We start from the raw sequence: 24,720 nt of genomic DNA on the forward strand, positions 1-24,720 counted from the left end.
CTCCTTGTGATGTACAAAATCTTTGACATCACCAAGGTAGCGAATCTTTGACCTCGTGTACAGAATCTTTTACATCGGACGCCCGTCAGGCGTCAGCGGACACCTGCTCGGCGCCGATGACCTTGAGGAACTGCAGGGACTCGTAGGCCGGGGACCCGGGCTCGGCGGTGAAGATGACCACCTGCTGCTCCTGGTCGGGCACGGTCAGCACATCGAAGTCCAGCTCGATCGGCCCGACGCGCGGGTGCCGCACGGTCTGGCGCAGGTGACGCTCGATGTGGAACCGCTGGGAGTTCCAGAGGCGGGCGAACTCCTCGCTCCCGGCCAGCAGCTCCTCGATCAGGCCGCTCAGCTCACGGCTGTCGGGATAACGGGTGACGGCGACGCGCAGGTAGCCGACCGCCGTGACGACGAACCGCTCCGGGCTGCCCATGCCGTAGTGCCGCCGCTCGGGGTCGGGGTGCAGGAAGTAACGCCGGATGACGTTGCGCTCCTGGCCCGCCAGAGCGGAGAAGTCCTCGAACAGGGCGGCCGCCAGCGGGTTCCAGGCCAGCACGCGGCAGGTGTCGTCCACGACGATCGCGGCGGCGTCGGTCAGCCGGTTGAGCAGGTTCAGCGTGCTCGGCCGCACCTCGCGTACGGGTTCGGCGGACCGGCTCTCCTCCCGCTCCCCGGCCAGGTGGAACAGGTGGGCCCGTTCCTGGTCCGACAGGCGCAGGGCGCGGGCGATCCCGTCGAGCACGCGCCGTGACGGGTGCCGGCCCCGCGCCTGCTCCAGCCGCGTGTAGTGGTCCACCGAGATGTACGCGAGCTGGGCGACCTCCTCGCGCCGCAGCCCGGGGGTGCGGCGGCGGCGTCCCTCCGGCAGGCCGACGTCGGCGGGGCTGACCTGCTCACGCTTGCCGCGCAGGAACTTCGCCAGGCCAAGCTTGTCCATGCCTGTGACCGTACGTCGGAAATCGGCTGCACAGACCGGATAGCCATGGACTCCTGGTCCCTGGTTGTGCGGGACGGCCCGGGGCGACGGTGGGGTTGGCACCGACCGGCGGCGAACACGGACGCGCCGCGGTCACCCGACCTCACGGAAGGCACACGATCATGCGGATCTTCATCACCGGTGCGAGCGGCTACGTCGGCGGAGTCGTGGCCGAGCATCTCGTCAGGGCCGGCCACGAGGTGGTCGCCCTGGCCCGCTCGGACAAGGCGCGCGAGCGGGTCGAAGGGCTGGGCGCCAAGGCGGTGCCCGGGAGCCTGCGGGACCTCGACGTCCTGCGCGGCGCCGCCGCGGCGGCCGAGGCCGTGGTCCACACCGCCGTGGACTACGCCGATCCGGATATGGGCGAGATCGAGCGCGACACCCTCGCGGCGCTGCTGGACGGCCTGCACGACGGTGGCGCGTTCGTCTACACCAGCACGGGACTGGTCTATCCGGACCGGCAGGGCGCCACGGTGGACGAGGACCACCCCGTCACCCCGGAGACGTCGCCGCAGCCCTACAAGGTCCTCGGCGAGCGGCAGGTCCTGGCGGCCGGCCACGTGGCGGGCACGGTGATCCGGGCGGCGCTGGTCTACGGACGCGGCGGGTCGGGACTGCTCCAGGGGCTCATCGGCGCCGGTCGGCAGAACGGGATGGTGCCCTACATCGGCGACGGCGCCAACGAGTGGTCGTCGGTGCACGTCGACGACCTCGCGGCGCTGTACGTCGCCGCGCTGGAGCACCGCGAGCCCGGTGCCGTCGTCAACGCCGCCTCGGCCGAGCGGACCCCGATCCGGCGGATCGCCGAGGCGGTCGCCGGCCTGACCGGCGCCCAGGCCGTGTCGCTGACGCTGGAGCAGGCGGTCGCCGCGATGGGGCCGGCCGTCGACGCGCTGACCCGTTCGTCGCCGATGGACGCCTCGCGGGCGCGCCGGCTGTTCGGGTGGGCTCCGGAGCGGCCCGGACTGATCGAGGAGCTGACGACCGGCTCCTACGCGCGGTCCTGATCGGTGGCTCGTTCCGTTCTCGGGCGCGGTCTGAGGCACAGGGCGCGCCGTACGCGCGGTCCGTGCCTGCGCCACCAGGCCCGCGCCCAGAGCACCTGGAACGCGACCGCGGACAGCAGCACCGCCGCGGCGTCCAGTTCGGCGAGCGGGCCGGCGGGGGCGACCAGCGCGCCTATCGCCCTGCACAGCAGCGTCAGCGTCGCCGGCGCCGTCACGGCGAACGCCACCCCCAGGCAGGCCGCGGTGCCCGCGACCAGCAGCACCGCGTAGGCCCTGAGGGCGCGGCGCTCCCGCTGCGGCAGCCCGGCGAGCGGGTCGGGGGAGGGACGGCGCAGCAGCCGCAGCGCCAGGTGACGGGCGTAGGCGGAGGCGTCGCCGTACATGTTGCGGCACCCGCTCAGGTCCTGCAGCAGGAAGTAGACGTCGGTGCGCATGAACACGAGGAACTGCGTGGCCAGCATGCCGAGCGAGGTCAGCGCGACCAGCGAGAGCGCGGGGTGGCGCCCCAGGACGGCGGTCAGGAGGAGCGCGGCCGAACAGGCCGCCGCGTCCGTCGCCATCCCGGCGAGGTAGACCGTCAGGCGGACGCGCCGCGCGGCCAGCCACACGCCGGACACCTCGGTCTGGACGGCCAGGAACTGCAGCCGGGTGCCGAGCCGGATCCTGCCCGGCACCCCGGCGGCCCTGGCGGTCGACAGGTGGGCCATCTCGTGCAGGAAGACCAGCATCCAGCCGATGGCGATCTGCGACGCGAGCACGAGCGTGCCGCGCTCGCTCCACAGCAGGTCGCGCCAGCCCGGCAGCGTCTCCCACCGCGTGACCGCCGTCGCGATCCCGGCGGCGATCAGGCCGGCGACCAGCAGGTGGACCAGCGGGTGCAGCGTCCACCGCACGTGCCGGGGGCGCAGCCACGGAAAGGTCGGCGGCGCGGCGGGGGCGACCGGTCCGCCGGGCTCGTCCAGGAAACCCAGCTCGCCCAGGGCGCGGACGAAGCCGTGGACGTCGAGATCGGCGCCGGTCTCGGCCCGCAGCCGGCGTTCCGTCTCCTCGACCGTGGCGCCCGCCGACAGCAGCCTGATGGCCCGCATCCCCTCATACGGCACGGCGACGAACGCGTCCCCGTCCGGGCGGCCGACGATCCACTGGGAGCCGTCCTGCCGGAACGCGAGGTCGCGCAGCCGGACCACGCTCGCCTCTCCCAACGTGGGCCTCCAGACGCGGAGTCAGGGGCGGAAGGTCCCGGTGTGGTGCGAGTAGCCGGGCAGGAGGTCGCGCGTCCGCTCGGAGATCACGGGCGGCGGCAGCGGGGCGACCTCCCGCTCGACGTACGCCCGCACGTCCTCTCCCCGGCCGTGGAGTTCCTTGATCGCGGCCAGGCAGGGACCGACGAGGGCGGGATCGGTGATCCGCCGGGCGCCCACGTGTGCGCCGATCTCGTCGTACCGCACCTCGTAGAGCAGCGCGGGGCCGAGCACGACGATCTCGGGCAGCGGCGCGGGGTGCTCCAGCTCCCGCACGGCGTCCGCGTGCAGCACCCGGGGCTGCTCGCCCGCCGTCGCCCGTACGGCCAGGACGTGCAGCTCCCACTGGAGATAGGGGGTGAGCGGCGTCTCCACGATGCGGACCCGGCGGGCCGTGGGCCGGGTCCGGTAGTAGCCGACCAGGAACTCCCGCAGTTCCTCCAGCAGGGCGAGCGACCCGTCCCAGTCGCCGGCCATCATCGCCCGCCAGCTCGCCACGTCGGGTTCGAAGAACTCCTGGGCGCGTTCGAGCTTCCACGCCCCGCCGGGGGCCCGCTCGAACTCCTCGGTGAACTCGGCCTGGTAGGCGTCGGCGGACAGGACCCGCGCCTCGGCCTGCCGTACGTCGTCGAAGACGGTGCCGGCGTTCGCCACCCTTCCCTCCCTGGGTTCCGGCTGCTGGCTCTCGTCGGTCGCGGCGTGCGGGCGGCGGCCCCGCGTCACCCCTGGGGCACCCCCGCGCGCCGCGACCGGCGCTTCTTCAGTTGCCGACGCTGTTGCTGCTGGTCGTGGTCTCGATCTTGTCGAGCAGCCGGATGGTGATCTTCGTCTTCACTGGCACGACGGCCTCGTCGACGGGTTCGGTCTCGTGCTCGTTCGTGTTCATCCGGTTCCTCGTGTTCATCCGATTCCTTTGAAGGGGAGGGGACATGGATGTTCTCGCGAGAACCTGTTCTAGATTCGTCCGTTGACCGGAGACAGTCAAGGTTTTCTTTTGCTCATTCAGCCGGCGTCGATTTCGGTCATTCGTCGCATTGAATTGTGCTCCGAGCCGCCGGCCCGGGTCCCGCACACCGGGCAGCCGGGGCGAGGCGGATGCCGGACCCACACGTGGTGGTCCCCGGCGATCAGGTTGACCCCCTGGATGGTGCCGACCGGCGGCACGGGCACCCCGGTCAGCAGCCCGAGCAGCGCGTGGGCGACGAGCTGGCCGGACACGCCCGCCGAGGTGGCGATCACGCCGGGCCCGCCGAGGTGCACGGGCGTGCCGGGGCGGCGCCGCGCCTCCTCGCCGCTGCTCAGGCACTCGTAGCAGGCGCCCGCTCCCGGCGCGAAGCACCCCACGGTGACCAGCGGTCCGTTGTATCCGCCACCCGCCCAGGGGATGTTCGCGGCGGCGCAGGCGCGGTTGGCCCACACCCGGATGCCGTGCCCGGTGGGCCGGTCCGCGCAGAGGGCGAGCGCGTCGTAGCCCGCGATCAGGTCGTCCAGTTCGCGCCTGCTGCCGATGTGGCGGCGTTCGCCCGTGACGGAGATGTCGGAGTTGACGGTCCGCAGCCGGGCGACTGCCGCCTCCGCCTTCGGGCGCCCGACGTCGTCCTCGCCGTAGAGCACCTGGCGGTTGAGGTTGGACAGCTCGACCAGGTCGGGGTCCACGCAGTGGATCGCGCCGACGCCGACGGCGGCGAGCGCCCAGGCCGCGTGGCAGCCCGTGCCGCCCAGGCCGAGCACCACGACCCGCGCGGACTTCAGCCGGAGCTGGGTCTCCCAGCCGTGGCCGCGCGGCACGACGTCGACCGTGCGGAAGAACGCGTGATTCCTGCTGTAGCGGTCGAGTTCGCGCTCGCTCAGCCCGGCGGGCGGCACCGCCGCGGCGTCCTCCACGTATCGGGTGGCGGCCAGCTGCTCGACGATCGACGGGGGGTCCGGCAGCTCCGGATGGGCCAGACGCAGCCGCTCGGCGATCTCGTCGCGAGAACGGGTGCCGTCCATCAGTGTGAGGGCCGTCCACGCCCAGCCGTACGGGTCCGCGATTTCGGCGGCGATCCCGTAAATCTCGCCGCCGATGCGAATGGTGCCGTCCTCGTATCGGTGAGGCCGGTGCTCGAATTTCACGCGGGGCAGTCGCACGTGACGACGATTACTGGGCGATAACTGTGCGAGTCAACACTGAATTCCGCAGCAGGGAAAAAGCGGTCGGCCGTAAAACGTTCCCGCCTCCTCGGGGGGCTCTCGCGGGGCTCCGCTCCGCCACGAAGAGGGCATGGAACGTCACCGCTGGGCATACGTTGGTGCTGATGAACGATCAGCCTGCCGTGATCTCACCGCCGATGCCGCGCCGCACGATGCTGGCCGCCGCGCTCGCCGCCGTGGTCGTCCCGCTCTCGGGATGCGGAGGCTCGGCGGGCGAGGCCGCCTCGGTCGCTCCCCGCGAGAGCGTGACCCTGCCCGCGTCGGGACGGCCCTCCGCGAGTCCCGAGGGGCTTACGCCGGAGTCTCCCGCACAGGACCTGCCCGCGCCGGACGAGGCGATCCCCAAGGACCCGAAGCGGCTGGCCGACGCCCTCACCCGTACGGCGGGGCGACTGCGTGACGCGATCGACGACTGGAGGCGTACGGGCGACCCCGCGAAGGGGGAGGCTCCCGAGCCGGTGGTCCTGCTGTCCCTGTACGAGCAGCGCGTCTACCGCCATCTCGCCCGCAATCCTGCGGTCGCGTCCCGCACCTACGGAAAACTGCCGAAGGACATGGTCGCGCGGGCGCGGGACAACGTGACGGCCATCCGCGACCTGCTCTCCCTGGCCCATCCCGTCAGCGGCCCGATCAAGATCAAGGTCGAGTCGCCGGAACCCGCCGACGCCCTGCTGGCCGATTTCCGGCGCGCCGAGCGCCGCTTCGGTGTCGAGTGGGAGGTGCTCGCGGCGGTGATGCTCGTGGAGACCAAGTTCGGGCGGGTGCGCTCGCCGAGCTACGTGGGCGCCAGGGGGCCGATGCAGTTCATGCCGGGCACCTGGAAGGCGTACGGCATGGGCGGCGACATCGACGACACCGGTGACGCCCTGCTCGCCGCGGCCAACTACCTCCACGCGTCGGGCGCGCCCGGCGACTACCGGCGCGCGCTGTACGCCTACAACCACTCCCAGGCGTACGTCGACGCGGTCCTGCTGCACGCGCGCCAGATGAAGCGGGACATCAGGAACTACTACGCCTACTACACCTGGCAGGTCTACGTGATCACGACGAAGGGCGAGCGCCGCCTGACCGGCCCCTGACGACAGGGTGGCACCCCGAATCCGTAACCAAAGCCGCTTTCCATGCGACTCATCCTTCGGGGGATCGATCGCGTACGGGAGGTCGGTTGTGCGGCGGCTGACGACGGATGCCGGAATGAAGCCCATCGCGCTGCTACGGGAAGCCGCGATCCTCATCGCGGCGGTGCTCGGCCTGCTCGCGCTGAACCCGCGTCCGGCGCTCGCGGACGACATCGACTGCGGGTTCGGGCCTCCCCGCTCACCCTGGGTGGAGACGTCCGTGACCGTCGCGGAACGCGGCCACGACACCACCGTGATCACGAGCACGACGCGGGTCGGCGTCCCCCGTGACTGGGCGGGGGCCGCCGCCCTGCTCGGCGACGGGAGCGCGGTCGGCTGCCTGCTGCCGGACGGCGGCACGCCGAGCGTCACGATGTCGGCCGACGACACCGAAGTGGTGGTCCAGAGCACGCAGGAGAGCCGGCTGGACCTGTACGACATCCACGGGGGCGGGGAGTCCGCCGGGCTGTGGTCGAGCCGCGAGTCCGGTGGAACCCGGATGGTCACGCTGCTGCCCGCGTTCGGGGCCATGCCGCCCGGGCTGGCCGGGGCACGCTGGCGGACCGTGGCCGTCAAGGCGCCGGAGTCCCGGGTGCGCACTGTGACGCCCCTGCCGTCGGAGGTGCTGCCCGGCGGCACCTACGTCTGGCGGGACGCCGCCGCCCCGCCGCGCGTCGAGGTCGCCCTGCCGTTGTCCGCGCGGGAGGCGTTCCAGCGCTGGGGCGAACTGCGGGGGCAGGAGGTGCTCACGGTCGCGACCTACCTGGGCTTCGCGCTGCCCTACCTGCTGCTGGCCGGGCTGCTCGTGCTGCTCCGCCGGCGTTCGGCCGACCGGGAGGAACGCGTCCTCGTCCGGATCACCCTCGGCGCGCTGGCGATGATCACGGCGGTGGAGACGGTGCTGGTCGTGGGGGCGCTGACCGGCACGCTCTTCCTGGCCGGCGTGTTCCATGTGCCGGACACGCTGGCGATCCTCGTCGTGGCGGCGCCGCTCTGCCTGGCGGTGTGGGGGCTGGCGCGCACCGGACTCCGGCGGGGCGGCGCGGTGCTCGCCGGCGCGGTGCTCGCCGTCATCGGCGGGCTGGTGCTCCTGGCCGCACCGTCCTTCGGCGACGAGCCTTCGGACCCCCTGCGGATCGCGTCGGCCGTCGCCACGGCGCTGCTGCTCACCGGGGCGGCGTGGGCGATCGCGGTCCGGGCCGCCCGCGTCAGGGGCAGGACACCGCGCGCCGTGCGCGCCCTGCTGTGCTGGAGCGTCCCGGGCCTCGCACTGCTGACCCTCGCTTACGTGGCCCACGCGGCCGTCGTCGGGCTGCGGACCGCGGGCTTCCTGCCGGACGCGGCGACGTCTCCTTTCTTCCTGCTGCGCGGCCTCTCCTCCCTGATGTGGCCGCTGGTGGTGCTCCTGCTGCTCCTGCTGCTGCGCGTGCACGGGCGGCGTACGGACTCCATCGGGCCGTCCACCGTGTGGCTCCTGGTGTTCCTGTTCGTCGTGGGGACGATCAGGTGGTCCAACACGTACGCGGGGATGCCCTTTCCGCTCGCCGGGCTCGTGGGGCTGGCCGCGCTGCCCCTGCTGCTGCGGCTGACGCGACGGGCCGAGGTCGCCGACCCAGGCGTGTCGCGCCGCCGGCTCGCCATGATCGTGGACGAGTACCGGGACCTGGAGGCGAGGGAGAAGGGACTGCGGCGGCGCTGGGCGGCGGGGGAGACCGACGACGAGGAACACACCAAGGAGATCGGGCCGGTCGTCGACCGCATCCGCCGGCTCCGCGTGGAGATCGGCCTCGATCCCGACAGGGAGGACGGGCTCAGCCCGCTCGACGTGGCGCTGTCGCGCGGCCCGGGCGTGTCGTGGTGGGCGAACGCGCGGCTCGCCGCCCGGTACGCGTCCTACGTCGGCGCGCCCGCCGCCGTCTTCCTGATCTGGGCCACGTGGAGCACCGACAGCCGGGGGCACGACGGCTGGCTCGACCGGCTCGGCGATCCCAACGGGTTCTACGGCCTGGCCGGCGACCTGATCGGCGGGTTGCTGATCTGGCCGGTGGCGGGCTTCGTGCTGGGCGCGCTGTGGCGTCGCCTGCCCGGCAGGCGCGGCTATCTCAAGGGCGTCGTGCCGGTCCTCGCGTACGCCGCCGCGACGGGGGCCCACGCCGTGCTCAACAACGTCATCGGCCAGGCCCCCGTGCGCGGCTCGCTCGTGCGGGTGCTGCTGCTGTTCCTGGTGCTCACCGTCGTCGCCGTCCTCATGGACGCGCGGACCCTCCAGACCCGCCCGGGCGGCCTCGCGTCGCGGCTCACCCCCGTGGCCGTCGTCTACCGGCTCGGTACGGCGGGCAGCGGGATCGCGCTCATCGTCGCGCAGGCGGCGGCCGTCCTCGGCCTGTGGAGTCAGCTCAGGAACGGCATCGACATCACCTCACAGGTGGACACCTCGGCCCAGGCGCCGATCAGCGCCGACGCACAGGTGCTGCTGGGGCACGTGGACAGGTAGGACGCACCGCGGGCTCAGAGAGCGGGGTAGGCGTTCTTCACCAGCATCACGAACTGCTCGTGGTGCCAGTCGCCCGCCAGCGGCGCGTCGGGGAGGGCGCCGGTCGGCCGGAAACCGTTCGACCAGGGTGTGAGGGAGCCCTTGGGGTCGCACCTGTAGTCGATCAGCCGGTCGGAGCCCTCGGGCAGGAGCGGTCCCCCGACGCCGTCCGACTCGCCGGGCCGCTTGATCCACTGGTAGGCGTCGACGCCCGGAACGGGCGCGGCCACCGGCCGGGCCCCCAGCCCCGCGCCGTTCTGGTTGCACTCCGCGGCGCGTGACGGACGCCGGTCGACGCGGCTCTGGTCCACAAAGGTGTTGAGATCGAGGGAGGTGCTCGCCGCGGTGGGCCGGGCCGGTCCGCCCCAGCCGTTGCGGGAGGTGTCGACGACCACGCCGAGCGAGCCGGGGAAGCCCTTGGCGATCAGGGCGCTCCGCATCGCGACGGCGTAGTCCCGTTCGTTCAGGTAGGGGTTCCAGTCGATGAACCTGCTCTGCTTGATCGGCTGGCCGGCCACGGTCTGGTCGGGGCCGGTCAGGAAGGGCTCCTCGAGGGGGACGTAGTCCGCGACGTTCGTGGCGATGCCGTCGAGGCTGTTCAGGCCCGCCGTCGTGCCGCGCGCGGTCTCGGTGATGGAGGTCACGAGCGCGGTGGAGTTCGTCTCCCAGCCGGCCCATCCCGCTGTGCCCGCGTCCAGGTAGGTGTAGACGTTGGGCAGGGGCGACAGCTTGTCGAGGGCGTAGCGGATGCCCATCACGTACACGCCCGACCCCGCCGCCTGATCACACGGATAGGTGTCCAGGGCCCCTCCCACGATGAGGTCGGTCAGGGCCCGCGGCTCGATCACGGCCGCGACGCGCAGGTTCCGATACTCGGGCCTGGCCAGGAGGGCGGCGACGGGGTCCACGAACTCCGCCTTGTAGCGGTTGAGGCCGTTCTCCTGCTCGTGCAGCTCGGCGTCGGAGACGCGCGACCGGCAGTCGCGGTCGGGCAGGTCGTGGAGGACGAGGGTGATGTATCCGGCACCCTGCTCGACCGCCGTGTCGAGATGGTCCTTCAGCGTACGGGCGACCCCGGAGCCGCCGCTGACGTCCGCGATCCGGTCCAGCCAGACCGCGGTGGGCGTCTTCTCCAGGCCGCGCATCTTCTGCGCGGTCGCGTCGTCCACCTTCAGGGCGGAGGACTCCACGTCGGCCGCCCAATCGGGGTCGACGTACCCCTTGGCGCCGATGAACGGGTTGTCCACCGGCACGTCCCCGCCCGGGCTCGGCGTGATGCTCGGGCTGGGGCTCGGTGACGGGCCCGCGGTGTCGTTGTCCTGCTCGGTGGCGGTCCACAGCACGGCGCTGGGCGCGGTGGCCTGGCTGCTGCGCGTGTCGAAGGTGGCGCTGCCGTTCACCGCGTCGTCGTCCTCGGCGGCGGCCACGGTGAGGGGCTGCGGGATGTTCCAGTCGTCCGGGGTGAAGGTCGGGCTGGTGACGATCGTCAGGTCCTTGTCGCCGGACACGTTGCCGGTGCCGATGTGCACCGTGCCCTCGGGCCTGCGGTTGAGCCACACCTGGACGCTCGCCGTGCCTCCCTCGGGCACGGTGACCGTCTTGGGCTCGATGACGATCCGCAGCGGGCCGGGCGACGGGCTCGCGCTGGGACTGGCGGACGGGCTCGTGCTGGGACTGGCGGACGGGCTCGGCGACGTGCCCGGCACGATGACCTGGCAGGGCACGCCGTTGAAGGCGAAGTCCGTGGGCGGCGGGTTGCTGCCGGTCCAGGTGCCGTTGAATCCGAGCTGCAGGGACCCGCCGGACGCCACCGTGCCGTTCCATGCCTCGTTCTGGGCGGTGACGTGGTCGGCCAGCTGGGTCCACCGGGCCGACCAGCCCTGCGTGAGCTTCTGCGAGCCGGGGAACGTGAACGTCAGTTTCCAGCCGGTCAGCGTTTCGCCGGTGTTCCTGACGGTGATCCCGGCCGTGAAGCCGCCCGAATTCGTTCCCCACTGGGTGCTCGCGTAGGTCACCTGACAGGTGACGGCGGCGTCGGCGGACGCCGCGCCCAGGACCGGTCCCGCCACGGCCGGTGCTGCGATGGGGACGACCGCCGCGGCGGCCGTCAGGATCCTGCGGACGAACCGATGGTGGCCGAAGGGCATGGGCGATCGTCTCCAGGGTGAGGTGACCTGCTCTGGCGTGCCGGCGCCCGTTCCGGTTCGCGCGTGAGGGCCGACGCTCCCCAGATTCGGCAATCGCCCGGCTCATGTACACGATCCGCCGAAGTGGAAATATCCCTTTCCGTGCCGAATTCGCCGGGATCGTGCGGCACCTCGGGAAACGCCGTACGAGATCTGCCGGTCGGCGCCGAATTCCGTGAAATATTCAGCGCGCCGCAGGGCCCGGTTCGGCTCCGGCGCGTCAGAGCCGCCGGCCGGGCCGGTCCACGATGCCGGAGGCCAGCAGGGCGGTCGCCCACACCGAGCCCGCCCGGAAGGCGGGCCGGGAATCGCCCTGGACGTACTCGTCGCGCAGCCACACCATGCGGCTGCCGAGGTAGCGGTAGGTGCGGGGATCGAGGATGTGGTAGCTCAGGGTGCTCGGATCGCCACCCCAGTCGAAGCGAATCCCCAGGCCGCGCCGTCCGGCCGCGTCCGCGACGTCCTTCTCGACCACGACACGGGGGATCTTCATCAGCGCCCGGAACATCGCGCCCTCAAGCTTCGGCGGCATGACCACGTGCCGTTCGAGGTAGAGGAAGATCACGCGGAAGGCCCGCGCGTCCGGGGGCTCGACGTTCTTCTTCACGCCCTCCTCGACCGGCAGGTCGATCCAGTGCCGGTCGCCGCTGACGTGGGCCAGCAGGTCGTCCGGGTCCGTGGGGAGCCGGCGCAGCTTCGCGTCGTACTGCTGGGGGGACAGGTCGTCGTCGCCGGGGTCCGGTGGCACGTCGCTGACGTGCATCCGGCCGTCCTCTCCGTAGCCGGCGGCCTGCTTCCCGTCGTAGCGGATCCAGCCTTCCTGCGTCGTGCCGGGCGAGCCGGGATCGTCGTTGGCCTGCTTGTCCAGCGTCCTGGTGTAGTGCCACTGGTCCGGCCGGGGCACGGCCGGTCGCGGCCGCGACTCGGCGACCTCGGCCGCCTGCCGCAGCACGGTCGCGGAGTCGAGCCGTACGACCGGAGACCGGGCGACGACGCCGGGCTCGTCCCGCCGGGTGGCGATCACGACGGAGGCGGCGCCGCCGAGGGTCCCGGCGAGCAGCAGCCGGCGGCCGAACCGGGGGAGGTGCCAGGTGCGGACGCGGCGCAGCAGTCGTGCCCTGGTGGAGACCAGCCACTCGGCGCCCGGCTCGGGCACCTCCGCGCGCATTTCACGGAGCAGTCGCAGGTCATCCATGAAGGGGCTCCTCACTTGTCGCGGTGGGGTTGTCGCCGCCGAGCGCCGCGCGGGTCTTCGTCCGCGCCCGGTGTAATCGCGAGCGCACGGTCCCGACGGGTATGTCCAGGGCCCTGGAGATCTCCTCGTAGGTGAGGTCGGCCCAGGCGACGAGCAGCAGCACGTCCCGGTCGCCCGCCGACAGCCCGGCCAGCGCCTCGGCCAGGCCGCGCTGCGTGCCCTGCGCGGACACCCGCTGGTCGACCCGGTCGGCGTACGGCTCGGCGACCTCGTCCACCCCGGTCCTCGCCAGTGCCCGGTAGAACCGGGTCTCCGTACGGCGGTGCCGTCCGATGAGGTTCGCGGCGATGCCGTACAGCCAGGGGCGCGCGTCCGGCTGGGTCAGGTCGTAGCGCTCGCGCTTGCGGAAGGCGGTCAGGAAGGTGTCGGAGACGACGTCGTCGGCGAGGGACGCGCCCAGACGGCGGGCGACGTACCGGTGCAGGGCTGAGGCGTGCCGGTCGAACAGGTCCGCGAAGGCCTCGGGGTCGCGCCGGGACCGCCTGATCAGCTCGGCGTCGTCGACGCGGTCGGGTGGTGCTTCGGGGATCACGTGGGGGCTCCATCTATCCGGCTACCCGCTTTCACCCGATGAGGGGGAATGAGTTCGCGGCCGGTTGGAGCCTTCTCGAGCGGTGGCCCGTTACGAGCCGCCGCCGAAACAGAGGCAGCCGCCGATCTGGGTCGCCATCTCCAGTTGGTCGTAGAAGAGCCGATGGCTGAGAATCAGCCCGTCCTCCACGGTGGAGAAGCTGCACGAGCGCACGAGGATGGACCGCCCGGTGCCCTCCAGCACGTCCCCGCCGGGGACGAGCAGCGGCCCCTTGTGCGTGCCGCTGATCGTGAACTCCGCCGCCACCGTGTCCCCGAACATGGTCACCGATTGCGGTGTGATCATCATGTTGGGGAACGCATCCATCCACTCGCCGTAGTAGGAGGCGATCTCCTCCCGGTTCTCGGCGATGCCGTCGGGGGCCACCAGAACGGCCCGCTCGTCGAAGCACTGCGCCAGGGCGTCGAGGTCATGGCGGTTGATGGCCTGTCTCAGCCTGTCCACGGCACGGAGCACTTCGGACATCGGACGTTCCCTTCCCCCGACGAGAGCGGCCGTTTGGTGCGCCTGCGCCGTGACCGGCATGGCGACGCCCGGACATCGGCAGCATTTTCACGATAACCCAGCTCACAGGCTGGGCCGTGTGAGTCCGTGGGGACTCAGGGCTCGTCGGCGGGGAGGGCGAACATCCGTATGTAGAGGGGCCGCGCGCCCGGCGGCGCGTCCTGCGCCCGGTGGCTGTACTTGAGCAGCAGCGCGACGTAGGCGTCGAAGAACTCGGCGAACTCCTCCTTCGTCATCCGGCCGAGCCCGCGCGAGCCCTTGGCCCAGTCGGGATCGCGCCGGTAGGCCTCGGGGAAGCGCTCCAGGAGCGCCCGATCCTCCTCGAAGCCGACGCGGTGGAACTCCTCCAGCGCCGGACGGTCCTCGGGGGCGAGCTGTGCGGGGGTCGGCGCGCGCATGTCGCGTGGGGTCTCGGTCCTGCGCCACCAGCGTTCCCGGCCGCCCGAACGCTCGGGGATCTCCTCGATGAAGCCGTATTTCTCGAGCTGGCGCAGGTGGTAGCTGGTCGTGCCGGTCTTCGCGCCGAGCAGCTCGCCGATCGTGGTGGAGGTCGCGGGCCCGTGGATGTTGAGGTGGCGCAGGATGAGCCGCCGCATGGGGTGGGCCAGCGCCTTGAGGCGGGCCGGATCGTCGAGCAGGAACGGCTCCTCGTCCTTCATGAGGATCACCCTAGTCCTCCAGAACGATATCTGCAGAGAAGCCTTTGCCGAGACTTCTCTGCAGACTAGTTTCGGCACCATGCGTCGAATCGCCCTGGCCCTCGGCCTCGTTCTCACCCTGATGGCGGCCCCCACGGCGGCCGCCTCCGCCGCCCCGCCGTCCCCCGCCGCCGGAGAGGTGGTCGCCGTTCCCGCCGACCTGACCGGAAGAGAGGTGAGCTTCCCCGGCGGCGGCGGCCTCACCCTCCACGGCACCGTGCTGTCGCCGGCGAAGGCGTCAGCCGGGCGGCCCGGCATGGTGCTCGTCCACGGGGCGGGCAGCGGCACGCCGCGCGCCAAACTCATGGGCGAGGCCGTGGAGTTCGCCCGCAGGGGCATGTCCGTGCTCGTCTACGACAAGAGGTCGGAGGGCTACTCGACCTTCCACCGGTCCTACTCGACGCTCGCGGACGACGCGCTGGGCGCGGTGGCCGCGCTGCGGTCGCAGCCGGGCGTGGATCCGGCGAAGGTGGGTGTCTGGGGGCTCAGCGAGGGCGGCTGGGTCGCGCCCCTCGCGGCCTCCCGCTCGCGGGATGTCGCGTTCGTCGTGGTCGTCGGCGCCAACGCGCTCGCGCCGCTGCGGCAGCAGACCTGGGCCGTCGCCGCGGGTCTGCGCAAGGCGGGGGTCGCGGGATCGCTGGTGGACCGGGCCGAGCCGAACCTCTACCGGGTGATCGCGGACGGCGGCATGTTCCCCGAGCCCTGGTACGACCCCGAGCCGACCCTCTCCGCCGTGCGGCAGCCGGTGCTCGCCATCTGGGGCGTCCACGACCTGCTGACTCCGCCGAAGGAGACTCCGCCGATCTTCGCGCGGGCGCTGGAGAAGGGCGGCAACCGGCACTACACGTTCCGGTTCTTCCCCGGGGCGGACCATGCCGCCCACCTCACGCCCGACGGCGGCGTCACCCGGCTTCCCGCCCTCGCGCCCGGGTACGCCGACCTCGTCGGCACCTGGGTCCGGGAGGTCGTCTCGGGGCGGCCGCCGCTGTCGAGCATCTCGGGTCCCGCGCCCGAGCAGGCGACGCCCACCGTGCCGGTGGACCGTCCGGCGCCGTGGGAGTCGGCCCCGGTGCAGCTGGCCGCGATGCTGCTGATGATCGCCGCGTTCGCCGCCTACCCGGTGACGGCCCTCGTCCGCCGGCTGCGCGGGCGGTCCCGTACGGCCCTGCCGGCCGCGCCGCGTGTGCTCGGCGCCGCCGGACTGGTGGCGGTGCTCGGGTCGTTCGCTTTCCTGTTCTACCTGCTCATGACCGGAGGCAAGCTGGCCGCGCCGGGGCCGGTGCTGCTCGGCCGTCCGGTCGTCTGGCTGGCCCTGCAGGCCCTGGCGCTGACCACGGTGGCCGCCTCCGTACGGACCGTCCGGGCGTGGCGGCGGGCTGGGACGAGGGGCGAGCGGGTCCGTCTCGGGCTCCTGCTCGCCGGCGGCGCCGTGTTCCTCCCGTGGTCCCTCTACTGGGGCCTGCTGCTCCCGTGAGCGGGGGTCCGGCCGAGGCGGGCGAGGATCTGGTCGAAGCGGGAGGCCTCCGGGGCGGCCGGCACGCTCGGCGCGAAGGCGGCGCCCGGCCTCTCGCGGTAGTCGCCGTCCGGCACCGCCAGGGCGATCGGCCAGGCGGCCTCGGCCAGGTCGGGGTCGGGATCATAGGCGATCCCCAGTGCGCGGGCGACGTCCCACCCGTGGACCAGATAGTCGATGAAGTGGAAGCCCATGGCGTGCACGGCCGGGAACGGCGCGTCCACCCCCACTTCGGGGAGGACGAACCCGCGGTCGAGCACCCCCTCGGCCGCGAACGCGGCGATGACGCGCTCGGCCGCCGCGGCGTAGGCCCAGACGGGGTCGGGGGCGGGCCGCTCCCGCCACACGTCGGGGTCGGCCCCGCGACCCTCCGCCGCGGCGGCGAAGCCGAGGTGCTGGGCGGTCATGTGCGCGAGCAGGTCGGCCAGGGTCCAGCCCGCACAGGGCGTCGGCCGCTCCAGATCGCCGGGACGCACCTCTGCCACCACTTCGACGCTCGCCTGCACGGCCCGCCGGTCCAACTCCCGGATGTCCATCTCTCCTCCAGTTTTCGTAGGCGAGTGCAGACGATATGCGTCCGCTTATTTTCTGTCAATGTCTAAGCTGTGGGGCATGCCCGACCGCCCCGATCTCGCCGCGATGGCGGCCCCCCTGACCAGGGCGCTGATGGCCGCCGAGACGCCGATCCTGCGGGAGCACGGCCTGTCGATGTGGGCGTACGCCGTGCTTCTGGGCCTGGACGAGCGGCCGGTGCGCACGCAGGCCGCGCTGGCGGAGTCGATCGGCGCGGACAAGACACGCATCATCCGCGTCCTGGACGACCTCCAGCGCAGAGGGCTGATCGAGCGGAGCCCGGACCCGGCCGACCGCCGCGTCCGGCTCCTGTCCATCACGCCGGAGGGCCGGCGCCTGCGGGACGCGGCCCAGGCGGGCATCCGCCTGATGGAGGAGCGGCTTCTGTCGCGGCTGTCCGACGACGACAGGGAGGCGTTCGTGCGGGTGTTGCGGGTCCTGTCGGTCCTGCCCGCGCAGGAGTTCCGGTAAATCCCGTTGATCCGTGAGCGCACCGATGGCTACGGTGTGCGCCCATGTCTTTTCAGTTGACCCGTCTGGTCGATCCGCACACCGGCGCCTCGAGTCACCGTCTGGCCTGGCTGGCCTCCCGGCCTGACGGCGTACCCGCCGGATCGGCGTACCTGCGCCTGTTCACCGCCGCGGGCCACGGGCATCTCGCCGAGCTCGACCTGCACGTCCACCCGGCCGAGCGCCGCGCCGGGGTGGGGTCGCGCCTGCTCGCCGCGGCCCTGGCGGCGGCGCGTGAGGAGGGCCGGCGGTGCGTCACCGCGGAGGCGGAGGCCGGCGCCCCCGGAGAAGCGTTCCTGGCCGCGCGGGGGTTCCGCCCGGCGCTGGGCCTGACGTTCACCCGCCTGGCACTGGCCGGTGTGGACACCGCCGTCCTCGCCGCTGCACTCGCGGAGCCGCATCCGGGATATCGGCTGGTCTCCTGGGAGGGCGTCGTCCCGGACGAACTGGCCGAGACGTTCGCCGCGTCCCGCCGTGCCATGGACGACATGCCGATGGACGGGCTCGACTACAGGCCGACGCCCTGGGACGTCGCCCGGGTCAGGGGCGCCGCCGAGGCGATCGCGCGGTGTGGCGAGCTCCTGTACACCGTCGCGGCGGTCGACGCGGACCGTGGGACGATCGCGGGCTTCACCGAGCTGGTGGTCCCCGGCGACGGCACGGGCGACGGGCAGCACTACGGCACCGGCGTCCTTCCCGAGCACCGCGGGCGCGGCCTCGGCCGCCGGATGAAGGCCGAGATGATCCGGCTGGTCCGCGAACGCCACCCGGACCTCGGGGGGCTGCTCGCCGACACCGCCGACGGCAACACGTACATGCGGGGCATCAACGACGCACTCGGCTACGTGCCGACGCACCGGACCGTCCGCTACCGGCTCGACCTCTAGGTCGCGTCTGACAGATCAAGTCCCGCTGCGCGTGGCCCAGGCGGCCGCTCTGATGTGGCCGGGCGTGACCGCGTTGGGTAGCAGACTGGGAAGGAAGCTGATGCGGTTCGGCAGGGCGGCGGCCGCCCGTGCGTGCCGCGGCCGGAGGCTGCCCGCCGGTTGCCGAAGCAGGGAAGTGAGGAAGCGCCTGACCGTCGGATCGGCGGCGCGACAGCAGTCACGGTCCACCAGGAGGTGTCATGAACGCACCGACCGACGTGCTGGACCTGGTGCGAGACGGCGCGGACCTGATCGTGCCGATCCGCAACGGCGAACCGCACACCGTCATCGATGCTCTTGAGGCCCACGCCGACCGCTTGACCGGTGTTCGGATCCATCAGATGGATCCCGCCCGCGAACGCCCCTATATCAACGGCAAATACCCGGGGCGGCTGACCCACGTCAGCTACTACCTGGGGCCGGGATGCCGGCAGGCGTACTGGAACGGCACGTGTGAGCTCGTCCCGGCGCACTTCAGCGAGGTGCCCCTGCTGCTACGCGAGTACACCCGGCACTCCCTGGTCCTGGCCGCGTCGACCATGCCCGACGAGCACGGCTACTTCAGCCTGGGCACCAATGCCGACTACGCGGCCGCGCTCATCGGCGAGGTGCCGTTCTTCCTGGAGGCCAACCCGCGAATGCCGCGCACTTTCGGACAGAACCAGATCCACGTCAGCCAGGTCGCCGGCTGGTGCGTCGCCGACTACCCCCTGCAGGAGACGATGCGGGCCGTACCCGACGACCGGGACACGCGTATCGCGGAACTGGTCGCCGAGCGGGTGCCGGACGGGGCATGCCTGCAGATCGGCGTCGGCCGCATCCCCGACGCGCTGCTGGCCGAGCTGGCGGGGCACCGCGATCTGGGCGTGCACACCGAGGCGATGTCCGACGGCGTCATGCGCCTGGCGGAGCAAGGCGTCATCACCGGCGCGCGCAAGAAGCTCCATCGCAACAAGCATGTCGCCACCTTCTGCATCGGCACCCGGCGTTTCTTCGACTGGCTCGACGGCAACGCGTCGGTGGCCATGCTGCCGGTCGACTGGGTCAACGATCCACGAGTGGTGGCCCGCGAACCCGCCATGATGTCGATCAACGCCACCAGTGAGGTCGACCTCATGGGCCAGGCGGCCAGCGAGACCATCGCGGGTCGTTACTGGTCGGGCTCGGGAGGGCAGGCCGACTTCGCCCGCGGCGCCATGTACTCCGACGGCGGGCGGGCGTTCCTCGTCACCCACGCGGCCACCGGCGACGGCACCAGCAGAATCAAGGTCCAGCTCGGCCGCGCCACCCCGGTCACCACGCTGAAGAACACCATCGACCACGTCGTCACCGAGTACGGCATCGCCGAGCTGAGGGGCCGCAGCATCTCCCAGCGCGCGGCCGCGCTGATCGCGATAGCGCACCCCGATCACCGCGACCGGCTCACCTACGAGGCCCGCCACGCGGGGTTGTTGCATTGAACGCTGCGGCCGCAGGCGTTCTCCATCGGCTAGCGACTCGTGAAACCGCGCCCGAGCGGCGGGCCGAGCCGCAGCTGGAGCGCGGGATAGCGGGGCGCGTCGAACCCGAAGGACTGATACAGCTCGATCCCGTACGACGTGGCGTTGAGGTCGATCGTCCGGACCTCGGTCTCGGTGCGATACCAGACGAGCAGCGCGTCGAGGCAGGCGCGTGCGAGGCCGAGCCGGCGGCGCCGCCGGTCGGTGCAGATGTTGAAGACGTGGCCCTGCAGGCCGCTCGGGTTCGTCGGCCCCGGAGCGTGGGGGTCGCAGGTGCCCGCCGCGCAGCTCACCAGGCCGAGCTCCGGGTCGTCCACCACGAACGCGGCGAAGTCCCCCGGATCGCGTAGCCGCCGGGCGAACCACGCCTCGGCCGATGCCCGCCAGGGCGCGCTCTCGTCCCCGACCTCCGCCCCCATGTCCTCAAGCATCACGGCGCGCAGGCGGACGAGGGCCGCGGCGTCCGCCGCTCCCGCCCGGCGGACCACCGTCCCCGAGATCGTCATGGTCACCATTGTGGCCGCGCCGGCGGGCAGGCGCGCGACCCCGATCAGGCCGTGGCGGCGGCGTTCTCCGCAGCGCCGTTCTCCGCGGCGCCGTTCTCCGCAGCGCCGTTCTCCGCGGCGGCGACGACGTCCTTCAGCCGGCCCATCGCGTGGTAGGTGCCGAACACGTCCATGTAGTCGCGCGTCTCCACGATCTCGCCGTTCCGTACGCGCAGGGTCAGCAGGCCCGTGGCCCGGAACGGCCGGCCGTCCGGTCCGACCGTGCCGGTGCCCTCCCATTCCCCGGTGACGACCTCGGGATCGGCCGCCTCGTGGACGACGACGTCGTGGATCTCGGCGAGCCGCACGGGGCTCGCGCCCCACGCCGCACGGTAGAGGGCGCGGATCTCCTCCCGCCCCTCCAGCCGGGCGGGGAACAGCGGCGCCCGGAACGGGAACGTGTGAAGGGCGTCGGCGGCGTAGAGGTCGGCGAGGTCGTCGGCCGACCTGTCGACCATCGCCCGGTGAAAGCGGGCCAGGACCTCGCGCGGGGTGAGCTGCATCCGTTCGCTCCGATCATCATTCGAAAGCACTTCACTCAACAGTCGTTGACTCAACGAATGTAGAGCGAACGGGCCGATGTGGTCAACACCGGTAGAGTCGTCACGTGGAGGGGACGCCGACGAGCCGGGCAGAGCGCCGGCGCCGCACCGAGGAGCGCATCCTGTCCGCCGCGCGGGCGATCTTCGCCGAGCGCGGCTTCCAGCGCACGACGATCCGGGCCGTGGCGGCGGCCGCGGAGGTCGATCCAGCCCTGGTCATGCAGTACTTCGGGTCGAAGCAGGAGCTGTTCGAGCAGGCCGTGCGGATCCCGTCGATCCCGCCGCTGGACGGCGAGCTGGAGCCGGTCGAGGAACTGCTGGGCAGGATCGGCATGAAGATGGGGCCGCTGCCGCAGGCGACGCTGGCGATGATGCGCTCCATGCTCACCCACCCCGACGCGGCCGAGGAGGTGCGCGGCAAGCTCGACGGCCAGGTGACGCAACTGGCGGACGCGATCGGTTCCGGTGACGCCGAACTGCGGGCGGCCCTGATGGTCAGCACGATGCTGGGCGTGACGATCGCCCATCAACTGCTCGGCCTCACGGCCCTGCGCGGCGCGTCTCCCGAACGGATCGCCGAGACGCTCCGCGCATCCCTGCGCGCCCTCGCCGACGGCTGAACAGGGCCCCGTACGGTATGACCGCAGGTGAGGCACTCCCGACAACCCTGTGACCGCTGTGATTAGAGGGACCGGCCGGGGGCAGTGCCGCTTCCATGGTCATCTCGGCTTCCCCCGGCACTCGGCGAAGTGAGCGGGGGCTCTGTTCGGCCTGCGTGCGTGAGCTGTTCGACCGGGCCGGCCGCAGGTACTCGTATCCGCTCGTCTGCTGCGACGACTGCCGCCCGCCCGCGGCCGAGGCGCCCTCCGCCGTCCTGTGCGAGGACTGCGGACGGGAGAGCCGGGAGCCGGACGTCCGCAGATCCGCGTCCGTCGCGACGGGCTGCGCGGCCTGCGGCCCCGCCCTGCGGTGGGAGGCGGCCACGGGGGCGGACGCGCTGGCGGCGGCCGTCGCGGCGATCGAGGCCGGGGGAGTGGCCGGCCTGCGCGACCTGTTCGCCGACCAGGTCGTCTGCGACGCGAGATCCGAGCAGGCGCTGGCCCGCATGGACGGCGCGTCCGGACCGGTGCGGGTGCTGGTCAGGAATGTCTCGATGGCCCGGGAGGTGGCGAACCTGTCCGCTCCCGACATCCGCGCGCTGGTCGAGCGTGCCGAGCCCGCCACGCTGGTGCGGCTGCGCGAGCCGGTGCTGCCCCGGGCCGTGCGGCGCGGGACTCCCGACGTCGACCTGTTCCTGCCGCGCACCCCGCTGCAGTATCTGCTCACCGCGCGCCTGGACGGCCCGCTGGCCGTATGGGACCGGTCGGGCGAGCGGGCGGACGAGTGGCCGTGCGACGGGACGCTGACCGTGAGCGGGCCGGCGCGCGCCGGGCGTCAGAGTCGGACGACGGGGTTGCCGGCTCGCCTGGCGCTGGGCGGGACCTCCTCCCCCTTCATCAGGAGGGAACCGGCCGCGAGCCCGGCGCCGTCGCCCGTCAGCACCTCGTAACGCATCGCGGCGCTCGGCCGGCGCTTGACGCCCGGGGTGTGCTCGCCCAGGGAAGCGACCGCCGCGCTGGCGAAGAGCGATCTACGATCGGCGGATGTGCGATCGTCTCCAGATCGACCGCAATCACCCGAAGATGGGCACGCGGGGCACGCAGAGCGCTCGAATCGGCGTGCAGGCGGCCTGGCTCGGCCATCCGGTGACCGTCGCGGCGCTCGCCGTGCTGATCGTCAACGACCGGGTGCTGAAACCCCTGTGGCCGGGCGCGGTCACGGGTGCTGTTCGCCTGGATGAAGACGACAGGGATCGGCGCGGAGGCGGCGACCCGGGCGTGCGTGCCCGCCGAGCCGCGGCGCTGTTACCGGGTCACGCCGGGCCGGCTCAGGGTCGAGCAGACCACGGACGGGGGAGCGACCTGACGGTCGCCTGGGAGATCTCCAGAGGCAGGCAGGACTGGCTCGATCGGGCCTACGAGAATCCCGACCCCTTCGGCGAGCACAGCGACCGGGCCACCTCCGTGGCCGTCGCCGTCCAGGCGGTGCCCGGTGGCCACGTCGTGGCCGTGGCGAACGGGACCGACGGAGTCGTCCTGCGCGACGTGTCGGGACGGTGGCGGCGGCTGGGCTTCCCCGAGTACGACGCGGAGAGGGCGCCGCTGTTGGAATCCGCCGCCCCTCCCCTCGCGTCCCCGGGGGAGCGGATCGGCACCGAGTTGGGGGTCGCCGTTCTCGTGGCGCTCGCGGCCCTGCCGGCGGCCCTCGGCACCACGGCGGGGGCGCGCAGGTGGCCGGTCCGGTTCGGGATCTGCGCCGCCGCCATGTGGACGAGCGTCCTGCTGGTCGTGACCGCGGACGGGCCGGCCGGCGTCGTTTCCCTCGCGCTCTTCGTGCCCATGTTCGCGGCCGGCGCGGCCGGCGTACTCGCCGTCTGGCTGTGGTCGCGGCCGAGGTGGACCCGCCTCCTGCTCGCCGCGCCCGCCGCGTTCGCCGCCGTGTGCCTGCCGTTCCTCGGCTGGAGCGCAGGCCTGCCCGACGACCACGGCATCGCGGTGCTGCTCGCGGTCCTGCTCTCTGCACGGTGGTTCTGGTCGTCGCCGTACGCGCCGCCGTACGGGTCCGGATGCGGACGCGGAGGGAGCGGGGCCTGCCCGTTCCCCCCGCGAGGTGATTCACGTGATGTGATTCGCGTGAAGCGCCGCGTGTGATCCGATCAGGCGTTGGCGCAGATGGCGTAGACGCTGATGCCGACGGTGTTGTAGTAGTTCTGCCGGCCGAGCGCGATCCATCCGGTGCCGTCCGCGGTGGGGAAGCTGCCCACGAGGACCGCGTCGTTGCCCTGCGCCTCGCCGCCGCCGCCCACGGCGCGCTTGCCCGCGGGGCAGTACACGGTGCGCCGGGTGAAGTTCGGCACGTTCGCGTTGGGCAGCGTCACGACCTGGTAGCCGTCGACGACGGCGCGGGACGTGGTCTGCGGGCCCGCGTCGGCCAGCGCGGTCGCGCCGGTGACCGTGAGGCCGGTGAGGACCAGCGCGCCTGTCGTGATTGCGTGAACAAATCGCACGTAAAAGCTCCGTTGTGTCGAAAATGACCGAATTCGAACCGAAGAATCGGGTGTGAATGGCGCCAACGCCGTCCCCGTCGGTTCCGTGGCCACACTTACCCTTGATCGTCTGGCGTCACACTTCGCAATGGTGTATTTACTCCTCGTATTGCCTGCGTCGACTTCGGCATGACACAAGGTCACGACCGTCCATGCGGGTCCGGCGCGGCGCAGGGGGCGGCCGTTCGCCCGTGGGTACGTTCCTGCTCGGGAGGATCGCCATGAGAAAGATCGTCGCTGTCGCCGTGCTCGCTGCGATGACCATGCTCGGCACGGTCGCCGCAGTCGCGTCGGTGGCCGCCGGGACCGGCGGCCACCCGAGGACCGGCCCGTGGGCCGGGAGCCCGCCGCAGGCGCCCGCGCCGCCCAAAGGGGGCGTGAAGCAGCAGGAGGTGAGCCAGAAGCAGTACGACATCCTCGTCGGCCAATGCCGCTACCCGAAGACGCCGGAGGCGCGGCACCGCTGCCGCACGCAGGTGCGCGAGCAGTACAGGGTGGGCGCGTTCAACCCGAACCTCGACTGCCGCACGTACTCCGGGGTCAGCGTCTGCGGCGTGCTCGAACTCGACGCCGCGCAGCGCTCCTGCGTCGAGGAGTCGGTGGGCGGCGGGCTGACCCGCCGGCGGGCCGAGGTGGAGTGCTATGCCTTCCGCTGAGGCCGCCCTTTTCGGCGAAATCTCCGGTCCAACCTAAATATTTGGCCAAACCGCAACTTTCCGTGATCTACCCTGCGGGGGTGGACGCCAACAGTCAGGGTGCCGCCGAACTCCTGGAAGCGTTGATGCGAACGGCGGCGCGGTTCAGCGAGATGGGACGGTCCGTCTCCCGCGACTTCTTCCCCCACGTCCGCGTCGAGCCCGTCTCGGACCTGGCCGGGCCCGCCGTACGGCTCGGCGCCGCGCTGGCGCTCCAGGGGCACGACCTCGTGTTCGAGACCGCCGTCGCGGTCGGCGAGGAGACGTTCAGCGTGCGGGGCGGCCTCGTGCTGGACGGCGAGGAGGAGATCCTGGTCCTGCCGTCCGTCGAGACCGCCGACGCGGTCGCGTGCGCGGCCATGCTGGACCGCTATGTCGACGAGCTCACGACACCGGCCCGCTGGCACGTGCAGCGGCTTCTGGAGTCCTGCGAAGCGGACTCCTAGAAGGAGCGACGTCCCGCGAGGCG

The 24,720-nt window shown here is 72.3% G+C and carries 26 protein-coding genes; 12 read left to right on the plus strand and 14 right to left on the minus strand.

The features are described from left to right. Positions 1-85: 85 nt before the first annotated feature. Positions 86-937, minus strand: a complete 852-nt coding sequence (locus tag QSK36_RS30850; RefSeq protein ID WP_285784800.1) for a helix-turn-helix transcriptional regulator — start codon at positions 935-937, stop codon at positions 86-88. Between the two features lie 161 nt (positions 938-1,098). On the opposite strand from QSK36_RS30850, the gene QSK36_RS30855 reads away from it, so the two are divergent. Continuing rightward, positions 1,099-1,983: an NAD-dependent epimerase/dehydratase family protein gene (locus tag QSK36_RS30855; RefSeq protein ID WP_285784801.1), complete on the plus strand. Its 885-nt coding sequence runs from the start codon at positions 1,099-1,101 to the stop codon at positions 1,981-1,983. Here QSK36_RS30855 and QSK36_RS30860 read toward each other — a convergent pair. The 4 genes from QSK36_RS30860 to QSK36_RS30875 form a co-directional block, all read right to left on the minus strand. After that, positions 1,968-3,185 (minus strand): hypothetical protein, encoded by a 1,218-nt coding sequence (locus tag QSK36_RS30860; protein ID WP_285784802.1) that lies wholly within the window; start codon positions 3,183-3,185, stop codon positions 1,968-1,970. The two genes, QSK36_RS30855 and QSK36_RS30860, sit on opposite strands and share 16 nt — an antisense overlap. Positions 3,186-3,206: 21 nt before the next feature. After that, a complete protein-coding gene (locus QSK36_RS30865) occupies positions 3,207-3,878 on the minus strand; it encodes a DUF6879 family protein (protein WP_285784803.1) in 672 nt (223 codons plus the stop codon). A gap of 106 nt (positions 3,879-3,984) precedes the next feature. Next, positions 3,985-4,128: a hypothetical protein gene (locus QSK36_RS30870; RefSeq protein ID WP_182898217.1), complete on the minus strand. Its 144-nt coding sequence runs from the start codon at positions 4,126-4,128 to the stop codon at positions 3,985-3,987. A 98-nt stretch (positions 4,129-4,226) separates the two neighbouring features. Continuing rightward, a complete protein-coding gene (locus tag QSK36_RS30875) occupies positions 4,227-5,354 on the minus strand; it encodes a HesA/MoeB/ThiF family protein (RefSeq protein WP_221264624.1) in 1,128 nt (375 codons plus the stop codon). A gap of 167 nt (positions 5,355-5,521) precedes the next feature. On the opposite strand from QSK36_RS30875, the gene QSK36_RS30880 reads away from it, so the two are divergent. Both QSK36_RS30880 and QSK36_RS30885 read left to right on the plus strand, forming a co-directional pair. Then, positions 5,522-6,496: a lytic transglycosylase domain-containing protein gene (locus tag QSK36_RS30880; RefSeq protein ID WP_285784804.1), complete on the plus strand. Its 975-nt coding sequence runs from the start codon at positions 5,522-5,524 to the stop codon at positions 6,494-6,496. Positions 6,497-6,611: 115 nt separating this feature from the next. Continuing rightward, positions 6,612-9,029: a DUF6185 family protein gene (locus QSK36_RS30885; RefSeq protein WP_285784805.1), complete on the plus strand. Its 2,418-nt coding sequence runs from the start codon at positions 6,612-6,614 to the stop codon at positions 9,027-9,029. Positions 9,030-9,043: 14 nt separating this feature from the next. On the opposite strand, the gene QSK36_RS30890 is transcribed toward QSK36_RS30885, so the two are convergent. From QSK36_RS30890 to QSK36_RS30910, 5 genes are all read right to left on the minus strand, one after another. Next, positions 9,044-11,215: a glycoside hydrolase family 6 protein gene (locus QSK36_RS30890; protein ID WP_285784806.1), complete on the minus strand. Its 2,172-nt coding sequence runs from the start codon at positions 11,213-11,215 to the stop codon at positions 9,044-9,046. Between the two features lie 259 nt (positions 11,216-11,474). Next, entirely contained in the window at positions 11,475-12,449 is a 975-nt protein-coding gene (locus QSK36_RS30895; RefSeq protein ID WP_183544804.1) for a CU044_5270 family protein, read from the minus strand. After that, the gene (locus QSK36_RS30900; RefSeq protein ID WP_285784807.1) at positions 12,442-13,041 is read right to left on the minus strand and encodes an RNA polymerase sigma factor; all 600 of its coding nucleotides are present in this window, start codon (positions 13,039-13,041) and stop codon (positions 12,442-12,444) included. Before QSK36_RS30900 ends, QSK36_RS30895 begins: the two co-directional genes overlap by 8 nt. Positions 13,042-13,131: 90 nt before the next feature. After that, positions 13,132-13,566, minus strand: a complete 435-nt coding sequence (locus QSK36_RS30905; protein WP_183544806.1) for a nuclear transport factor 2 family protein — start codon at positions 13,564-13,566, stop codon at positions 13,132-13,134. A 134-nt stretch (positions 13,567-13,700) separates the two neighbouring features. Then, a complete protein-coding gene (locus tag QSK36_RS30910) occupies positions 13,701-14,264 on the minus strand; it encodes an ArsR/SmtB family transcription factor (protein WP_285784808.1) in 564 nt (187 codons plus the stop codon). A 79-nt stretch (positions 14,265-14,343) separates the two neighbouring features. Here QSK36_RS30910 and QSK36_RS30915 point away from each other — a divergent pair, with 79 nt between their 5' ends. Further along, positions 14,344-15,777: an alpha/beta hydrolase family protein gene (locus QSK36_RS30915; RefSeq protein WP_285784809.1), complete on the plus strand. Its 1,434-nt coding sequence runs from the start codon at positions 14,344-14,346 to the stop codon at positions 15,775-15,777. Here the strand turns inward: QSK36_RS30915 and QSK36_RS30920 are convergent. Beyond that, positions 15,753-16,352 carry a TIGR03086 family metal-binding protein gene (locus tag QSK36_RS30920; protein WP_285784810.1) on the minus strand — a complete coding sequence of 200 codons (600 nt, stop codon included), beginning with the start codon at positions 16,350-16,352 and terminating at the stop codon, positions 15,753-15,755. The two genes, QSK36_RS30915 and QSK36_RS30920, sit on opposite strands and share 25 nt — an antisense overlap. A gap of 58 nt (positions 16,353-16,410) precedes the next feature. On the opposite strand from QSK36_RS30920, the gene QSK36_RS30925 reads away from it, so the two are divergent. From QSK36_RS30925 to QSK36_RS30935, 3 genes are all read left to right on the plus strand, one after another. Then, the gene (locus QSK36_RS30925; protein ID WP_285784811.1) at positions 16,411-16,860 is read left to right on the plus strand and encodes a MarR family winged helix-turn-helix transcriptional regulator; all 450 of its coding nucleotides are present in this window, start codon (positions 16,411-16,413) and stop codon (positions 16,858-16,860) included. Between the two features lie 44 nt (positions 16,861-16,904). Then, a complete protein-coding gene (locus QSK36_RS30930) occupies positions 16,905-17,786 on the plus strand; it encodes a GNAT family N-acetyltransferase (RefSeq protein ID WP_183544812.1) in 882 nt (293 codons plus the stop codon). 239 nt (positions 17,787-18,025) lie between these two features. Continuing rightward, positions 18,026-19,285: an acetyl-CoA hydrolase/transferase family protein gene (locus QSK36_RS30935; RefSeq protein WP_183544814.1), complete on the plus strand. Its 1,260-nt coding sequence runs from the start codon at positions 18,026-18,028 to the stop codon at positions 19,283-19,285. A gap of 29 nt (positions 19,286-19,314) precedes the next feature. Here the strand turns inward: QSK36_RS30935 and QSK36_RS30940 are convergent, their stop codons facing one another. Both QSK36_RS30940 and QSK36_RS30945 read right to left on the minus strand, forming a co-directional pair. Next, the gene (locus QSK36_RS30940; RefSeq protein WP_220505121.1) at positions 19,315-19,830 is read right to left on the minus strand and encodes a GNAT family N-acetyltransferase; all 516 of its coding nucleotides are present in this window, start codon (positions 19,828-19,830) and stop codon (positions 19,315-19,317) included. Between the two features lie 44 nt (positions 19,831-19,874). Next, the gene (locus QSK36_RS30945) at positions 19,875-20,372 is read right to left on the minus strand and encodes a nuclear transport factor 2 family protein (protein ID WP_285784812.1); all 498 of its coding nucleotides are present in this window, start codon (positions 20,370-20,372) and stop codon (positions 19,875-19,877) included. Between the two features lie 104 nt (positions 20,373-20,476). Here QSK36_RS30945 and QSK36_RS30950 point away from each other — a divergent pair, with 104 nt between their 5' ends. The 3 genes from QSK36_RS30950 to QSK36_RS30960 all read left to right on the plus strand — a co-directional run bounded on the left by QSK36_RS30950 (position 20,477) and on the right by QSK36_RS30960 (position 23,161). Further along, positions 20,477-21,031, plus strand: coding sequence for a TetR/AcrR family transcriptional regulator (locus QSK36_RS30950; protein WP_285784813.1), 555 nt, complete (start codon positions 20,477-20,479; stop codon positions 21,029-21,031). Positions 21,032-21,126: 95 nt separating this feature from the next. Next, a complete protein-coding gene (locus QSK36_RS30955; RefSeq protein ID WP_285784814.1) occupies positions 21,127-21,960 on the plus strand; it encodes a Sua5/YciO/YrdC/YwlC family protein in 834 nt (277 codons plus the stop codon). 94 nt (positions 21,961-22,054) lie between these two features. Further along, positions 22,055-23,161: a hypothetical protein gene (locus QSK36_RS30960; protein WP_285784815.1), complete on the plus strand. Its 1,107-nt coding sequence runs from the start codon at positions 22,055-22,057 to the stop codon at positions 23,159-23,161. Between the two features lie 5 nt (positions 23,162-23,166). Here the strand turns inward: QSK36_RS30960 and QSK36_RS30965 are convergent, their stop codons facing one another. Continuing rightward, positions 23,167-23,517, minus strand: coding sequence for a hypothetical protein (locus QSK36_RS30965; RefSeq protein ID WP_285784816.1), 351 nt, complete (start codon positions 23,515-23,517; stop codon positions 23,167-23,169). A gap of 260 nt (positions 23,518-23,777) precedes the next feature. Between QSK36_RS30965 and QSK36_RS30970 the strand changes: the two genes are divergently transcribed. Together QSK36_RS30970 and QSK36_RS30975 are read left to right on the plus strand one after the other, a co-directional pair. After that, positions 23,778-24,212, plus strand: coding sequence for a hypothetical protein (locus tag QSK36_RS30970; protein ID WP_221264626.1), 435 nt, complete (start codon positions 23,778-23,780; stop codon positions 24,210-24,212). An 80-nt stretch (positions 24,213-24,292) separates the two neighbouring features. Continuing rightward, positions 24,293-24,697, plus strand: coding sequence for a hypothetical protein (locus tag QSK36_RS30975; RefSeq protein WP_285784817.1), 405 nt, complete (start codon positions 24,293-24,295; stop codon positions 24,695-24,697). The last annotated feature ends 23 nt before the right edge of the window (positions 24,698-24,720 follow it).

This window comes from Microbispora sp. NBRC 16548 (assembly GCF_030268985.1).
Taxonomy (GTDB): Bacteria; Actinomycetota; Actinomycetes; order Streptosporangiales; family Streptosporangiaceae; genus Microbispora; species Microbispora catharanthi.

Excerpts from the sequence above, each read along its gene's own strand:
- QSK36_RS30850 (WP_285784800.1), bottom strand. The coding sequence starts at position 937 with ATGGACAAGCTTGGCCTGGCGAAGTTCCTGCGCGGCAAGCGTGAGCAG.
- QSK36_RS30855 (WP_285784801.1), top strand. The coding sequence starts at position 1,099 with ATGCGGATCTTCATCACCGGTGCGAGCGGCTACGTCGGCGGAGTCGTG.
- QSK36_RS30870 (WP_182898217.1), bottom strand. The coding sequence starts at position 4,128 with ATGAACACGAGGAACCGGATGAACACGAACGAGCACGAGACCGAACCC.
- QSK36_RS30880 (WP_285784804.1), top strand. The coding sequence starts at position 5,522 with ATGAACGATCAGCCTGCCGTGATCTCACCGCCGATGCCGCGCCGCACG.
- QSK36_RS30885 (WP_285784805.1), top strand. The coding sequence starts at position 6,612 with ATGAAGCCCATCGCGCTGCTACGGGAAGCCGCGATCCTCATCGCGGCG.
- QSK36_RS30890 (WP_285784806.1), bottom strand. The coding sequence starts at position 11,215 with ATGCCCTTCGGCCACCATCGGTTCGTCCGCAGGATCCTGACGGCCGCC.
- QSK36_RS30895 (WP_183544804.1), bottom strand. The coding sequence starts at position 12,449 with ATGGATGACCTGCGACTGCTCCGTGAAATGCGCGCGGAGGTGCCCGAG.
- QSK36_RS30905 (WP_183544806.1), bottom strand. The coding sequence starts at position 13,566 with ATGTCCGAAGTGCTCCGTGCCGTGGACAGGCTGAGACAGGCCATCAAC.
- QSK36_RS30910 (WP_285784808.1), bottom strand. The coding sequence starts at position 14,264 with ATGAAGGACGAGGAGCCGTTCCTGCTCGACGATCCGGCCCGCCTCAAG.
- QSK36_RS30915 (WP_285784809.1), top strand. The coding sequence starts at position 14,344 with ATGCGTCGAATCGCCCTGGCCCTCGGCCTCGTTCTCACCCTGATGGCG.
- QSK36_RS30920 (WP_285784810.1), bottom strand. The coding sequence starts at position 16,352 with ATGGACATCCGGGAGTTGGACCGGCGGGCCGTGCAGGCGAGCGTCGAA.
- QSK36_RS30925 (WP_285784811.1), top strand. The coding sequence starts at position 16,411 with ATGTCTAAGCTGTGGGGCATGCCCGACCGCCCCGATCTCGCCGCGATG.
- QSK36_RS30930 (WP_183544812.1), top strand. The coding sequence starts at position 16,905 with ATGTCTTTTCAGTTGACCCGTCTGGTCGATCCGCACACCGGCGCCTCG.
- QSK36_RS30935 (WP_183544814.1), top strand. The coding sequence starts at position 18,026 with ATGAACGCACCGACCGACGTGCTGGACCTGGTGCGAGACGGCGCGGAC.
- QSK36_RS30940 (WP_220505121.1), bottom strand. The coding sequence starts at position 19,830 with ATGACGATCTCGGGGACGGTGGTCCGCCGGGCGGGAGCGGCGGACGCC.
- QSK36_RS30945 (WP_285784812.1), bottom strand. The coding sequence starts at position 20,372 with ATGCAGCTCACCCCGCGCGAGGTCCTGGCCCGCTTTCACCGGGCGATG.
- QSK36_RS30955 (WP_285784814.1), top strand. The coding sequence starts at position 21,127 with ATGGTCATCTCGGCTTCCCCCGGCACTCGGCGAAGTGAGCGGGGGCTC.
- QSK36_RS30960 (WP_285784815.1), top strand. The coding sequence starts at position 22,055 with ATGTGCGATCGTCTCCAGATCGACCGCAATCACCCGAAGATGGGCACG.
- QSK36_RS30970 (WP_221264626.1), top strand. The coding sequence starts at position 23,778 with ATGAGAAAGATCGTCGCTGTCGCCGTGCTCGCTGCGATGACCATGCTC.